Source organism: Peribacillus sp. B2I2 (assembly GCF_041261685.1).
In the GTDB taxonomy this organism is placed as follows: domain Bacteria; phylum Bacillota; class Bacilli; order Bacillales; family DSM-1321; genus Peribacillus.
Genome location: NZ_JBGCCB010000001.1, coordinates 2,670,460 through 2,684,377 on the forward strand (window position 1 = coordinate 2,670,460; position 13,918 = coordinate 2,684,377).

The 13,918-nt window shown below is 38.9% G+C and carries 14 protein-coding genes and 2 pseudogenes; 11 read left to right on the forward strand and 5 right to left on the reverse strand.

Annotated elements, in window-relative coordinates; all coding sequences use genetic code 11:
• Positions 1-23: 23 nt before the first annotated feature.
• Together ABIE66_RS13255 and ABIE66_RS13260 are read left to right on the forward strand one after the other, a co-directional pair.
• Positions 24-410, forward strand: a complete 387-nt coding sequence (locus ABIE66_RS13255; protein ID WP_289335355.1) for a DUF948 domain-containing protein — start codon at positions 24-26, stop codon at positions 408-410.
• Between the two features lie 97 nt (positions 411-507).
• Positions 508-873 (forward strand): DUF948 domain-containing protein, encoded by a 366-nt coding sequence (locus ABIE66_RS13260; RefSeq protein WP_289325043.1) that lies wholly within the window; start codon positions 508-510, stop codon positions 871-873.
• 203 nt (positions 874-1,076) lie between these two features.
• Here ABIE66_RS13260 and ABIE66_RS13265 read toward each other — a convergent pair whose 3' ends face one another.
• Both ABIE66_RS13265 and ABIE66_RS13270 read right to left on the reverse strand, forming a co-directional pair.
• Positions 1,077-1,268: a DUF3934 family protein gene (locus ABIE66_RS13265; protein ID WP_289316470.1), complete on the reverse strand. Its 192-nt coding sequence runs from the start codon at positions 1,266-1,268 to the stop codon at positions 1,077-1,079.
• Between the two features lie 262 nt (positions 1,269-1,530).
• Positions 1,531-2,862 carry an oligosaccharide flippase family protein gene (locus tag ABIE66_RS13270; RefSeq protein WP_370015023.1) on the reverse strand — a complete coding sequence of 444 codons (1,332 nt, stop codon included), beginning with the start codon at positions 2,860-2,862 and terminating at the stop codon, positions 1,531-1,533.
• Positions 2,863-2,905: 43 nt separating this feature from the next.
• Here ABIE66_RS13270 and ABIE66_RS13275 point away from each other — a divergent pair, with 43 nt between their 5' ends.
• Positions 2,906-3,040: a hypothetical protein gene (locus tag ABIE66_RS13275; protein ID WP_370015024.1), complete on the forward strand. Its 135-nt coding sequence runs from the start codon at positions 2,906-2,908 to the stop codon at positions 3,038-3,040.
• 221 nt (positions 3,041-3,261) lie between these two features.
• Positions 3,262-3,528 (forward strand): hypothetical protein, encoded by a 267-nt coding sequence (locus ABIE66_RS13280; RefSeq protein ID WP_370015025.1) that lies wholly within the window; start codon positions 3,262-3,264, stop codon positions 3,526-3,528.
• Between the two features lie 376 nt (positions 3,529-3,904).
• Here the strand turns inward: ABIE66_RS13280 and ABIE66_RS13285 are convergent, their stop codons facing one another.
• The 3 genes from ABIE66_RS13285 to ABIE66_RS13295 form a co-directional block, all read right to left on the reverse strand.
• Positions 3,905-5,341 (reverse strand): amino acid permease, encoded by a 1,437-nt coding sequence (locus ABIE66_RS13285; protein WP_289325047.1) that lies wholly within the window; start codon positions 5,339-5,341, stop codon positions 3,905-3,907.
• Between the two features lie 373 nt (positions 5,342-5,714).
• A complete protein-coding gene (gene rocF, locus ABIE66_RS13290) occupies positions 5,715-6,668 on the reverse strand; it encodes an arginase (protein ID WP_289325048.1) in 954 nt (317 codons plus the stop codon).
• A gap of 592 nt (positions 6,669-7,260) precedes the next feature.
• A complete protein-coding gene (locus tag ABIE66_RS13295) occupies positions 7,261-7,605 on the reverse strand; it encodes a hypothetical protein (protein ID WP_370015026.1) in 345 nt (114 codons plus the stop codon).
• A gap of 192 nt (positions 7,606-7,797) precedes the next feature.
• Here ABIE66_RS13295 and ABIE66_RS13300 point away from each other — a divergent pair, with 192 nt between their 5' ends.
• The 7 genes and pseudogenes from ABIE66_RS13300 (at position 7,798) to ABIE66_RS13330 (ending at position 13,905) form a co-directional block, all read left to right on the forward strand.
• On the forward strand, positions 7,798-8,682 hold the full coding sequence (locus ABIE66_RS13300; RefSeq protein ID WP_370015027.1) for a hypothetical protein: 885 nt from the start codon (positions 7,798-7,800) through the stop codon (positions 8,680-8,682).
• A gap of 328 nt (positions 8,683-9,010) precedes the next feature.
• Positions 9,011-9,211, forward strand: a pseudogene (locus tag ABIE66_RS13305) (amidohydrolase); the annotation flags it as partial.
• Between the two features lie 2 nt (positions 9,212-9,213).
• Positions 9,214-9,472 (forward strand): annotated as a pseudogene (locus tag ABIE66_RS13310) (amidohydrolase family protein); the annotation flags it as partial.
• Between the two features lie 104 nt (positions 9,473-9,576).
• Positions 9,577-10,809: a Zn-dependent hydrolase gene (locus ABIE66_RS13315; RefSeq protein WP_370015028.1), complete on the forward strand. Its 1,233-nt coding sequence runs from the start codon at positions 9,577-9,579 to the stop codon at positions 10,807-10,809.
• Between the two features lie 150 nt (positions 10,810-10,959).
• Positions 10,960-11,328, forward strand: coding sequence for a carbon-nitrogen hydrolase family protein (locus ABIE66_RS13320; RefSeq protein WP_370015029.1), 369 nt, complete (start codon positions 10,960-10,962; stop codon positions 11,326-11,328).
• Positions 11,329-12,234: 906 nt separating this feature from the next.
• Positions 12,235-12,552, forward strand: coding sequence for a DUF3870 domain-containing protein (locus ABIE66_RS13325; RefSeq protein ID WP_289325054.1), 318 nt, complete (start codon positions 12,235-12,237; stop codon positions 12,550-12,552).
• Between the two features lie 192 nt (positions 12,553-12,744).
• Entirely contained in the window at positions 12,745-13,905 is a 1,161-nt protein-coding gene (locus tag ABIE66_RS13330; protein WP_370015030.1) for a DUF819 family protein, read from the forward strand.
• The last annotated feature ends 13 nt before the right edge of the window (positions 13,906-13,918 follow it).

Below are 13,918 nucleotides of genomic sequence, written 5' to 3' on the forward strand. Positions count from 1 at the left end.
AATGAAGGGAGTGGAGAAATGAAATGTTCATGAAATTAAGTGTGGCCAGTGTCTCCGGAGCTGTCGTGTATTTGATATATAATGTCAACCAGACGCTGCGTAAAGGAATGGGGACGCTCGAAGAAACAAATAAGACACTGGAAGAGGTTAGAAACGCAGTACATGGATTGACGCAGGAGTCCAAACAATTGATCCACTCTGCGAATCAAGTTACAGCAGATGTAAAAGGGAAGATGGAAAATGTCGATCCTTTGCTAGAATCCGCCCAAGATGTTGGGGAAATGATTCATAATGTGACTAATTCCATGAAAGAAGCCAGCTTGGATGGCCGCCAAAAAAATGATTTATCCACTCCGACAGCTCCTTCAACTCAAACTGAAGCTGAGGGCATACAAATCAAAATCAAATAGTGCTATTGGTCATCTTTAAAAAAACATGCACCCCGGGATCCACTAACATATTTGGATTAATCGTTTCTACTTTTAAATTTAGAGGGGGAGCTTTAACATGATTATTCAATATAGTGTGGCTGCAATCGCTTTAGCCTTCATTTGGTTGGTCGTTTTTTTGATCAGTACACTGCAAAAGGGAATGGCCACTATAGGAGAAGCCAATCAAACATTGGTTGAAGTGAGAAGTGCCATCCACGATTTATCCGGAGAATCGAAACAACTGTTGCAAACCGCAAATGAAATCACCGACGATGTAAAAACTAAAATGAAAACGGTTGAACCTTTATTGGATTCTGCTCAGGATGTTGGTGAAGCGATACATTCAGTTACAGACTCTGTTAAAAAAGCCACTAACGGCTTCCGGACAGAGTTTACCCCGAAAAAAATCAATGCTATCAAACCCAAAAGCCAATTTAGATAAAAAGAACATAAAAAAAGTGAAAGACACTACCGGGATTGGGAGTGTCTTTTTTGATGGTATGTATAATAATAGCCGCATTCTTAGTTTATTTGGATATCGCCCGTGAATATTATATCTATTAGACCCATCTCTCTCATACAGATTCCTTAACACCCTGTATGAGAATATGGAACAATATTAATTTTTGGATTCAGAACAAGTTATTATTTTTCAGACTTGTCACCTGCAGGTTGGCCTGAAGTTTTTGATTCATTGGAATGTTTGACGCCTTTACTTACATATGGTTTTGCGCTTTTTTTCTTGTTGGCACCCGTTTTCCAACGATTCCAGCCCTTCTTGCCCGTACCTGTGCCCGTACCTTTACCCGTTCCACTCTTAGCCTTAGCTTTACTCATGAAATCACTCCATTACTATTGTATGGTTAGTATAAACCATTTTACTTGATTATTACCCAAGTATGTTGAAATATACAGGAACCAAGCTGATATGTACAGGGAAAGGCTCAAAATTTTTAATCCAAATCATTACAAACCAACAACGGCAAGGGATTTGCTGGATGGAACTTGTATATAATTGGTTTGCTGTGTTTCCTCAAAATAAAAATGAAAGTGAAATAAGGTAACTTGGTGCATCAGGGGGATGAACATGGTCCTTGCTTCACTTTATCGATATGGATCTCGATTTCGTCAGTAAAATGCTTATCCCAATTTTTTTGCAAATGGTCAAGTAGTGCATGAAAGTCAATAATACAGCGCCCGTATTCATTCCTAAAATGATGCCTCCCATATTAAGAGAAGCTTGAGACCCAAGGATATACATCATTAAAAATGCAACGATATGGGACCAAACTGTATGGATGAAGGCATCTTTCACTAAGCCCAGGCCGATGAGGTAGGCTTGCATTGGAATGACAAAAAAGTGAAAAAGGAAATAAGGGCATAATAATTTTAAATAGTATGCGGCAGATGTTGAAGAAAAAAAGAGGGAGGTCAAAGGTTCCGCAAAGAAATAAATGAAGATTACGGCTGGAACTCCATACAATACGGTAAAAGACATCGATTTTTGCAATAAAACCCTCAATTTTTCCTTATCCTGTTTCTTGTAAGCATTCGAAACATTCGGAATGAGCATGATCATTAAGGAATGCGCGATAAAGGCCGGAAAGAAGCCGATTGTCATCGCAACCCCAGTGAGCATCCCAAAATGCTCTGTTGCCACGACAGCACCGAATCCTGCCGAGAGAAGGGCCGTATGGATCAAAAAGGGTTGAATGGCATTTGTTATGGCATGAAAGATCCTTAACCCCATGGTGGGCAGCGAAACAGCCAATAATTTTTGCCGTGCATGTTTACCGGTGGTTCGCGAGTTCGTACCGCGTTTCATGATTCGCATTTGAAGAATCAAAAGGTTGATCAAGTATAGAAAAACGAGGAACTCACTGCCAATTAAAACAAAAAAGGCCATCAAAAGTGACTTTTCCTGGTTAAAATGAAATAAGTTAAACATGAGGAAAAGCAAACCAAATTGAATGATATCTTTCAAAAAGTTTGAAAAAGCAATCTTCCCCATTTGCTGTACACCCATGAAATAACCTCTTGCAATCGATGAAAATGCAACGATTGGGATTAGTGTGATGAGCAGCCATTTAATATAGGGATGATATTTGTCCATTATGGAGGAGAAGGAAAGTATGAAAGGCATGACCACACACATGACCAACACGACGACAGCAGCCATTTTAAGTGCATGAACGATAAGATTATAATGCATGGTCTGTTTATTTTCTGCGACGAATTTTGAAATGGAAATATGTAATTCAAGGCTGGCAATCACATATATTAAAAAGAAAATTGGCAATATGGACATATAAAGCCCCATGCCCTCTTCCTGTAATTCCCTGGCTAGGATCATGTTCACTAAAAATTCGATACATTCACCAAAAAACGCTGCGACTATCAAAATGAGCGTTCCCTTATAAAAAGACTTCATGTTGGCCAACTCCTAACAAGGTGTTTGTATAAAGATATGAGACATGCCATGGAATATTCATAAGGAAGTCCATATTGAGGGGATACATCATGCAGATATGGCTATGGATATACTGATTATGGAAGATGAAAAATTAAATCAAACAAGGATGGGAAATTGGATGAAATCGATTGGTTGAATGAAATTTCTTGTGGAGATCATCATCAAAAGACATCATTCATGTCAAGGTTTGTATTCATTTCTTGATTTTAGGTTTTTGCACTGGTAAAAAGATAAGTCAGGTTCCCATTGGGCAATTGTGTCAGATGAATCATGATCATGAAACATTAGCTGCTGCTTTGATTTTCACTTTGTAATTCATGCTTTATTTTGCTATCCTTTAGCAGAGGGGTGATCAATATGAAATTCACATCTATTAGTCAATCAAATATAGATGAATTGTGCATTGCGTTTGAAAGTTGTCTTACGAAACATGACATTACATTTAAGTATGTAGATTTGACCGAAGAGAACGGAATCATATCGTTTATTTTTTGTAATGACCCGGAAAATGCGAGGTCGGTCGAATTGGAAAGTGAACGCTTCATCGGATTGGATACTGATTACATAGCCAAGGAAATTTTAGAGCCAATCCTGCCTAGATTAAAAGAATATGCACAAAAATAAAATCATCGATTAAGATGATTTTATTTTGTGATGCTTGTTAAATGTCATAAGATTCATTCTATAGCTTAATTCGAGCTGAATTATCCAGGCGTTAAAACTGAAATGTAACTTCCTATTATATGCTTTTTATCATGGACAGAGAGTAAATATTTCTTTGATCAGAAAGTGTATATTTTAGGGGATCTAAAAAAGCTGGAAGGGAAAAAGAAGAATTTATAAAGCGGTTTACCATTGGATAGGTATGCAGGAAATGGTGATTAAATAAAAGAAAAACCCTAGGTGTGAAAACATCCAGGGTTTTTCTTCTTTGAAAAGCAATCTTTATGGATTGTAAAGATCGCTTTTCACTACTTACTCTACTCCGCAGCGTTCAGGATCAAATGACCATTTTTTTACCGGCAGTTAATTCAACTTCCTGCATTGGAGATTCGACTTTCTTGTTTTTCTTCACTCTAAAGTGATAAACCGCATAACATCCAATGAAGAATGTCCCCCCGCAATAAAGGGCCATTCGCTGCTCAGGAACAAAAGCTAGACTGATCATGACGATGCAGTTTGCTATCAAGGCAAGAATGGGGATGAATGGATATAGCGGTACTTTGAATTTCAAGTTTTCCACCTGTCCACCTTTGCGGATATATGATCTTCTGAAAGCAAGAAGACAAGCCGCGATGGCAATCCAGCCAATTTGTGCTCCTAATCCTGCAAGGGAAAGAAGAAAGACAAACACTGTTTTGGCGGCTACTACACTTGAAAGTAAAGACAAACCAGCTATTGCAAGGGTGATAAGCAAGGCATTAAGCGGAATTCCTCGCTTATTTACCATACCGAGCTTTGGACTTGCCATGCCTTCCTTAGAAAGCGAGTAAAGCATACGTGTTGCCGCATAAAGGCCGGAGTTTGCAACGGACAAAAGCGCTATTAGAATGATGAAGTTCATAATGTCAGCCGCATAAGGAACTCCGATACTATCCAGTACAACAACGAATGGACTTTCAACGATTCCTGCCTGTTCCCTTGGAATCAACGCTGAAAGAACAGAGACAGAGAGAACGAAGAAGAAGAGGGTACGCCAAACGGTTTGTTTGATCGATTTAGGTATGACCTTTTCTGGATTTTCACTTTCTCCCGCTGCAATTCCGATTAGCTCTGTGCCCTGGAAGGAAAAGTTCACTGTAATCATTGTGATAAGCAAGGCCGATATTCCATTCGGGAAGAGGCCCTCACTGAAAAAGTTGGAGAAAAATGGTGCCTCTTGTCCACCTTTCATATCAATAAGACCAAACATGGCAGCACCGCCAACTCCGATAAACAGGATTATGGCCAATACTTTTATGCTTGAAAAAACAAACTCAGATTCGCCAAATGCCTTTGCTGATAATGCGTTCAGTAAAAATATGAGTAAAGCAAAGATTGCACACCACATCCAAACAGGTGATTCAGGGAACCATCTTTGCATAAGCTGTCCAGCTGCCAAAAACTCCAAGGCAACCGTAACAGCCCAACCTAACCAGTAAAGCCATCCTATGGCAAAGCCGGTTCCAGGACCGATGAATTTAGTCGCATATGTCTGAAACGAACCGGAAACAGGCATGGCAACCGATAGCTCCCCGAGACAAAGCATCGTTAAATACATGATAAAACCGCCGACTATGTAAGAGAGGATAGCCCCGATGGCCCCAGCTTCATGAATGGTGTAGCCTGAACCAATGAAAAAGCCTGTACCAATACATCCCCCTATTGAAATCATAAATAAATGTCTTGCTTTCATGCTCCGTTTTAATTCATTTGGTTGATTTTCTATTGTCTTCATTGAAAAACTCCTTTACCTGATGGGTGCAAACGGTTTCATTTATGTCTGGACGTTATTAGGGAATTTGTGTATTTTACTCACAAATGTAAAAGATTTGATTTGAATCTTAGATGTTGTTGAATTCCCTAGAATAAGAGATTATTTCTGCATTTAGAGATATATAGGTTCCAATGCAGAATTAATTTCAGGTAGCGCCGCTTATAAAGAAAAGGAAGCCAAGCGTCAGGAAACTAGGGATGAATGGATTCATGTGGACCATCCTTCAATGGGTATAAAGCACCCTGTTGAAGTAGGGGCTATTTCCACTGGGCCATCTATTTAACGAAATCTCTCATAATTTCTTACAATACCAGTTTTCTAAAAAGATGTACAACTATTTAACATCAACCAGTAAATCAGCAGTATTAAATTGGTCTTCCGCTCCATAAAGTAATTTTTCACCAAGCAATGAGCCCATTAATGCGACAGCAACTTCAGCCGTTTTATTATGCTCGTCCAATATTGGGTTTATCTCTACAAACTCAGCAGATGTAATGATATTAGCTTCGGCTAGCATTTCCATGGCAAGATGGCTTTCACGGTAACTAATACCTCCCATTACAGGTGTTCCAACCCCAGGTGCGTCATCTGGATCAAGACCATCAAGATCAAGTGATAAATGTACAAGATCCGTACGTTCTTTCAGATAAGCAATCGATTCTTCCATCACTCTTGTCATACCCATTCTATCAATCTCATGCATGGTAAAAACTTTAATTCCTTTTTCCCTGATTAACTCTTTCTCACCTTGGTCTAAGGAACGGGCACCAATAATGACAACATTCTCTGGTTTGATTTTTGGAGAATATCCGCCAATGTTAGTCAGTGCAGGGTGGCCAAGGCCCAAACTAACTGCCAGGGACATACCATGTATATTTCCTGATGGGGAAGTTTCGGCTGTGTTTAAATCGCCATGTGCATCATACCAGATTACCCCTAAGTTATCAGAATGCTTCGCTAAACCAGCTAATGTGCCGATTGCTATGCTGTGATCTCCCCCTAATACTAAAGGAAACCGATTTGATTGGATGACTTCATCCACTTTTTGACTCAATTTTTCATTACCTTCTGCTACATCCTGCAGATTCTTTAAATTTGTGTCGCTATCACTTTGTGCTCTTTCTTGTATTTCTACTTTAATATCACCTTCATCACGGACAGTATAGCCAATGTTTTCAAGTCTTTCACTCAATCCTGCATATCTGATGGCACTAGGCCCCATATCCACTCCTCTTCTAGTTTGACCAAGATCCATTGGAACACCAATGATTGAAATTTCCTTCTTCATGTATAATTCTCCCCTTTCAATTTTTCTTCCCTAGTATAAGGGTAAAAGTATAGATGACTCAACTCGACATTTTTTTGAATATTTATACGATTGGGAAAAGGGTAAAAGTCTTGGGTTAATATTCCTATTTTTAATTTTGTGAAAATGCCGAATTTTTTACCGGATAGGGTATATTTTATGATTAAAAAGTGCGTTAAATACAATAAAACCCCCACTCCTATTGATCTTGAAAATTCAATAGGAGTGGGGAGGATTCTTCCATTTAACGTTTATCGTTAACGGTATTAAGAGTTAGTGAATATATTTCACTAGGTACATTTATTCATAAAATGAGGCTGTAACTCAGATGCCAGGATTAATAATTTTCATAATGAATAATAAGGAAGACTAAAAATAGATGATTTTACACTTCATTTCACTTTGTTAGCATAATATATTTTCTGAAATATAATGTACTTTTTACAAGTAATGATGAAAACAGTGGGAAAACGGCCCAAAGGATTGAAATTATTCAGTATTTATCGAACAGCTGGTCTAGAAAAAATTGATGAAAATTTTTTCTGTGTATTTTATTTAAAAAAATCTCAAACCTTTAAAATGATTTACTCCATTCCTCATCTTCGAGAAGCACACCATTGGTGCTGATATATTCTACAATCATATTTCCATTTTTAAGCACCCTATCTTTTTTTAGGGCAGTGATAATTTCAGTAAATCGGTCTTCATCTGCATCCTGTTTTTTACGTGAAAGGGTAATCCGAATGGTTGGGGCAACTTCGTAATCTTTATAGCTAGCTGCTTTATTCGGATCAATCTTCAATTCTTTACCGATCCCCTCATCAAAGACTAAGAGTAATTGATTATAATCGCCTATTTCTTCTTGAATCTCTTCCCAATCATCACTTTCAGCAATATCTCCCATATCCTTGGATATCAATACGTCCCCCAATATTTCCCATGTTATTCTAACATTTTCCTAACTTATTTAACTATTGAAATTTAGAAATCTGGCTTTAATTTAAGTAGCGAACCTTATCCAGCTGCGAAATCAAAATGACCTGCCCTCTACAATAGCGGGATACTTTGTTACAATAATTAAATGGATAGTACCCTAAAGGGAGAGATTTACTTGGAAACCTTTCAAAGAGAAATCAATCATAATCGAGAAGAATTCAGAAAGATGAGGTGGAAACAGCATCGTTTAAAAGTTACAGGGTTATTCGATACCGCTTTTTCGAAAAGAGAGAATGTTGATAAAGTGGCGATTGTTGGTGCAGGCAATTGCGATGATTTAGATATTGAGTATCTGGCAACTAAATGCAACTCCATATATTTATTTGATATTGATATGGAAAGCATGGAAAAGGGTACCGAGAATTTGCCTGAACGGACTCGGGAAAAAATACAACTTGTTGAAATCGATGTAACAGGCCTCGATAAAATGGGTTTTGATCACCACCTATCTTCCATGCTGAAGCGTGGTGAAAAGGCAGAGGGAATCATTCAGTATATAAAGGATACAGAGAATCGGTTAAGTCAGCTTTCTGACAGTATTTTTGCTGATTATCATAAGGGGTTTGATATCGTGGCAACCTCCGCCATTTATACCCAACTTTTTTATAATTGGGCCAAGGAACTGCTTTCTGATTATGGTAAACAATATCAGAAAAAAGACGCAGAAGAGATAAAGAATGGATTTTTAGATCTTAGGGATGAGATAGTATGTACGTTGAATCACTCTATATCTAAATGTATCAAGCAAAATGGATTCTATATTACATGGACTGATATCTTAAAAATGGAACCCGAGTATATGGATACCATTAATGAAGGTCTGAATGCCATCTTTGCCTTAGCTTCAAACGTGGGTTATGGGGCAGCATTGATTGGGATAAAAACTTTTATTAAAGAAGTGGATAAAAGTGAATTGTCCCTTCGATACTGGCTATGGGAATTTAATGCCAATAAACAGTATTTGACCATTGGCATTATAGGGAGAATGAATGGGTTGTAAATAATTGAAAAATGGAAAGGATAGGTAGGCATATCAGCGACTGTGCCTATCCTTTTTTTGATTGGTGAAATTCCCCCTGAATTTTATCAATCCATATCTAAAACGTGAGTAAATGGGGACTAAAAGTCATAAAAAGATAGACATAATCATATGAAAGGTATAAAAAAACGATAAAATTTTTGACTATTTGTCTAATGAATTCATAATCTGGGGTGGATATAATGAATTTATTAAAAACGGAATATTCCAATAAGTGAAAGTGGGAAACAGCAAAAGAAAAGGAAGTAGTACGAGTAATGAGGATAAACAATAAGGAAGGTGTGAGTGTTTGAAAGCTGATATCGTGTTCATAAACGGCGAGGTCATAACAGTTGATCAAAAAAATTCAGTTGCAGAATAAATAGAAATTAAAGGAAATAGAATCTCGGCAGTCGGAACGAATCAGGAAATCAAGGTTTTTATCGGAGAAGAAACAAATGTGATTGATTTGCAGGGAAAGTCATTACTTCCTGGGTTTATAGATTCTCATAAAGCAGGTCTGGTACGAAAATAGGGACGGTTCAATCGATTAGCGTAATGGAAGCCATTAAACTATACACTTGGAATGGCGTTTGCGAGTTTCGATGAGGATGTCAAAGGCAGCATAGAGGAAGGAAAGCTGGCCAACCTAGTAATATTGAATGATAGTATTTTGAAGGTTGATCCTCAAAATATTAAGGATTTAAAGGTTGAATCAACGATTCTGAATGGAGAGATTCTCTATCATAGGGAATCATTAGTGGAAATATAATCTAGAGTATCTAGTAAACAACCAAGACTTTCACTATGATTTTTTTGGCTTAAGCGAACAAATGTAGAATTTTTAGCAGGTTATCTAAAAGGGGGATTTTCGCTATGAAAAAGCAAAAATTATTAATTAATGGTGAGAGGCTGAGTCGTACACTCGAGAAATTCGCGGATTATGGACGCACAGAAAACAACGGAGTCACACGGTTATCCCTTTCCGAAGAAGATCGATTAGTCCGTGATTACTTTTGCGCTTGTTGTAAAGAATTGGGGATGACCATTAAGGTTGATGATATGGGGAATATTTACGCTACTTTAGCGGGACTTGAAAACAAACCGCCCATTGTAATGGGATCACATATGGATACCGTTAAAAAGGGCGGGCGGTTTGATGGTATCTTGGGTGTAGCTGCAGGCTTGGAAGTCGTGAGGACTCTGGTGGAAAATAATATCCAACCAAAAATTCCGGTGATGATCGTCAATTTTACGAACGAAGAAGGAGCCAGGTTCGAACCTTCCATGATGTCATCGGGGGTTCTTTCAGGGAAATTCGAAAAATCAATCATGTTGCAAAAGACGGATAGTGAAGGAACCACTTTCGAAAGCGCCTTGAATGCCATTGGTTATGCAGGGGATAAAGAGTCCCGTTTAAAAGAAGCGACTGCATTTCTAGAGTTGCATATCGAACAAGGACCCATTCTTGAACGTGAATCATTGACGATCGGTGTCGTTGAATGTGTCCTTGGGATGGTTTGCTATGAGATAGAAGTTACTGGAGAATCCGATCATGCGGGAACTACCCCGATGAATATGAGAAAGGATGCTTTTTTCACGGCGAATAGCTTGATTATGGAGGCCCGTCAGAAGCTGGGCATGCTTGATGAAGATTTAGTTTTTACGATGGGAAGGGTAAATGTGTTTCCTAATATCCATACGGTCATCCCTAATAAAGTGGTTTTTTCGCTAGAAGCGAGACATAAAGATTCCAAGGTCATCGAAATGGTGGAGGAAGTCATTGAAGGCCTTACAACCACAGGTTCAGAAAGTGGCTGCGACATCCAAGTAAAAAAATTATGGGACAGGGATACTGTATGGTTCGACAAATCGATTTGCAATTTGCTTGAGCAATCGACCCATTCATTGGGTTTACCATATAAAAGAATGGTAAGCGGGGCAGGACATGATGCTCAGTTTATAGCTAGTTATATACCGACTGCCATGGTTTTCGTCCCAAGCATCAACGGTAAAAGTCATTGTGAAGAGGAACTTACTACTTGGGAAGATTGTGAAAAAGGCGTCAATGTAATATTGGAAACGGTTATTGCCATACAGTCCACTTAAGATTACCAGGATTGATGAATATACCAATCAATATAAAGAATTTTTCAGGTCAATCTAAAGAAAAAGAAAGCAGGTCATCATTGTGGGCATCTGGAACGCCGTGAAAATGCTTCAACATTGCATACATTTTTGATAAAGACGGATCATTCGTTGAGCATAAAAAAACTCATATCTTTCCTGCTGAAGCGAATTGGCATACTACTGAAGGTGGATGATCTGGAGGTTTATTCATTAGGTCCGGTTAAGATTGAAATAGCGGTATGTTATGAAGCTGAGATACCTGAAATTTCAAGAATATTATCAGTGAAAGGGGCGACATCATTTTTTGCCCATCATACACGTTTACGGAGGCTGGTTTTTGGCGAGTTTGCCATTGTGCACAGGCACGTGCAATCGAGAATCAGGTATATTTTGTTCATTGACCCACTGTTGGTGAACCAGGGGCACCCCTACCGAACGGATACGGTCGTGCCAGTATACTTAGCCCTTGTGACAGCGCTTGGCCAGCAAATGGAATAGTAGCCGAGGCGGAAATGAATGAAAATACAACTATTATCGGAACTGTCGATATCGACGAACTTTATGAAAATCGAAAAAGTGGTGCTGCAACCACTTTCGAGGATCGCAATCGACGAAAAGATATGTAGGCGAAATATGAGCCTTATGGGGGGCTGAATGAGGATTGGAAAAAATATTATTAATTTAATAGTGTCCCAGACTGTAGGCAAACTCGAAGAAAAGCGAGTTTGCCTACAGTTTTTTTAAAAAATACCGTTCCAGTTGATTTCAGAAATCCGCTCCCTTTCCGCCGACTGTCTGCCAAGCCGCATCAAAGCAAGCGTAAGTGGGGTCTCGGCTATCCAGTTATTCAGCAGTAGTGTAGCATATTACTTCAATCTAATCAGGATGTCATTTCATATAAAAAAGTAAAAATTCATGAAGGAAAACCATATCTCCCTTTATTTTCTGAAAAATATTCCAGTTGATTGGAACGGAAGGTACGAGACTCCTGCGGGAAAAGCGCGTCCAAGGGAGACCCCACAGGCGCAAAGAGCGCCGAGGAGGCTCCCGGACCGCCCGCGGAAAGCGAGTGCCTGGAGTGGAAATCAACGTTCTATTTAACAAACCCTCAAAAAACATTCAGTTGATTTCAGAAATCCGCCCCTTTACCTTCCGTATAATAGTGTGAAGATGGGCATTTATCAGTTAATGACATGTGTTTAAAAGGACTTGGGCTGCGTATTGGCCAGAACTTTTCAAGTCTCTTGCCGAAGGAATTGGTAATTAACTTAATATACTAAATATATTGTCAAATGCATGTTATATATATTAGAATATAAATAACCATTTCATATTGTAATAATATAGATAGTCACCCTATTTATACCTGTTATGATGTCTGTAATGGCAGGAGGCACAAATATAATGTTTCATCAGAATACAGTATATATCGTTGGCGAATCGAAGGCGGCTTCTAATAACCCAATTACGCAGCAATTCAACTGCTTTTTTATCGGGTTCGTCATTGATAATGATACACATGAAATAGTGGATGTGGAATGCTCGACTACGATATCGCTTACATCGCGGTTCATTCATTCCATGTTAGTAGGTAAATCCATACTTCAACCCGATGAATTGGAGAAAGTAATTGAGAAACGGTACTTTGGTTCATCTCAGAAAGCACTGACCGTCGCTCTAAGGAATGCGAGCATTAAATATCAACAACTTTATAATTTATAGCTGCTTCTTTTGTTATTCGCAATTGAAATCCAGCTGTTAAAGAGTGTATACGCGCTCTTTGGCAGCTGGATTTTTTTATGTGGGGCTATGTTAGACTCTGTCGAATTTGAATTCTTCTTATTGGCTTTTTACTGAAGTTGAAAATCACATTTTAGTTTAACGGAACCCCCTAAATACAAGGAGGAATGGGAAATGATTCAGGATGGTGTGATGTTTGTCTGTTTTTTATTGGCATTTACTGCCGTTATTGCAGTAGCGGAAAAAATGATAGGAGGAAAGTTCTTCAAGTATGTACCTGGTATTGTCCTAATTTATATTGGAGCTGCTTTGATGAAAACTTTTGGGGTCTTTTCAGACAGTGAGTCAGTCGAAAGTGCATATGGCACCATACGGGGACTCCTGCTTCCTGCCATGCTGATGCTCATGCTTTTGCAATGCGATATGCGTAAAATAATCAGACTTGGACCAAAGATGCTTTTAACTTTTTTTGCCGCTTCATTCAGCATCATTGGAGGGTTCACCCTTACTTACGTTTTAATGAATGGCTTTTATGCGGAAGGAACATGGAAGGCATTCTCGGCTTTAAGCGCCAGCTGGACGGGGGGATCTGCCAATATGGTGATCTTACAAGGAATACTCGATGTTCCTGAAAATATTTTTGGTTATGCGTTGATCATGGATACAGTCAATTATTCCATTTGGGTCATGTTCTTGTTTTGGCTGGTGCCTCTTGCTGGAAAATTCAATATTTGGACTAAAGCGGATACATCGTTCATTGATCAAATGACTTCCGAGCTTGAAGCGGGGGAAACCACAAAAACGGAATTTGGATTTGTGGAATTGATCGGTTTCCTGGCGCTGGCTTTAATTGTATCAGCAGGGGCAACCAAAATGGGGGAAAGGCTGCCAGTACTGGGTGCCGCAGTGAATGCGACCACTTGGACGATCATCATTGCATCGACAATAGGTTTAATTCTGGCTGTCACAAAGGTTGGCCGTATTGCCGGTTCCATGGAAATTTCCAAAGTCATGCTTTATATAGTCATTGGTTTAATTGCTTCCCATGCAGATTTTTCACAGCTGTTTCAGGCGCCTGTGTATATTTTATCCGGATTTATGATTCTATTCTTTCATGGGTTGATCATGGTCATTTTAGCTAAAATCTTTAAGTTGGATCTATTCACTATGGGAGTTGCCTCATTGGCGAATATAGGAGGGGTGGCATCAGCCCCAATATTAGCTGGTGCTTTCAACCGTGCCCTAATACCGGTCGGAATCTTGATGGCTGTACTTGGCAGTCTTCTGGGTACCTATTTTGGAATTCTTACATCATATATACTCTCAAGCTTTTAAGGAAGGGTTGTTA

Coding starts and splice junctions, on each gene's coding strand:
- ABIE66_RS13280 (WP_370015025.1), top strand. CDS start 3,262: ATGAAATTCACATCTATTAGTCAATCAAATATAGATGAATTGTGCATT.
- ABIE66_RS13285 (WP_289325047.1), bottom strand. CDS start 5,341: ATGAAGACAATAGAAAATCAACCAAATGAATTAAAACGGAGCATGAAA.
- ABIE66_RS13315 (WP_370015028.1), top strand. CDS start 9,577: ATGAAAAAGCAAAAATTATTAATTAATGGTGAGAGGCTGAGTCGTACA.
- ABIE66_RS13255 (WP_289335355.1), top strand. CDS start 24: ATGTTCATGAAATTAAGTGTGGCCAGTGTCTCCGGAGCTGTCGTGTAT.
- ABIE66_RS13330 (WP_370015030.1), top strand. CDS start 12,745: ATGATTCAGGATGGTGTGATGTTTGTCTGTTTTTTATTGGCATTTACT.
- ABIE66_RS13325 (WP_289325054.1), top strand. CDS start 12,235: ATGTTTCATCAGAATACAGTATATATCGTTGGCGAATCGAAGGCGGCT.
- ABIE66_RS13270 (WP_370015023.1), bottom strand. CDS start 2,862: ATGAAGTCTTTTTATAAGGGAACGCTCATTTTGATAGTCGCAGCGTTT.
- ABIE66_RS13275 (WP_370015024.1), top strand. CDS start 2,906: ATGCCATGGAATATTCATAAGGAAGTCCATATTGAGGGGATACATCAT.
- ABIE66_RS13260 (WP_289325043.1), top strand. CDS start 508: ATGATTATTCAATATAGTGTGGCTGCAATCGCTTTAGCCTTCATTTGG.
- rocF (WP_289325048.1), bottom strand. CDS start 6,668: ATGAAGAAGGAAATTTCAATCATTGGTGTTCCAATGGATCTTGGTCAA.
- ABIE66_RS13265 (WP_289316470.1), bottom strand. CDS start 1,268: ATGAGTAAAGCTAAGGCTAAGAGTGGAACGGGTAAAGGTACGGGCACA.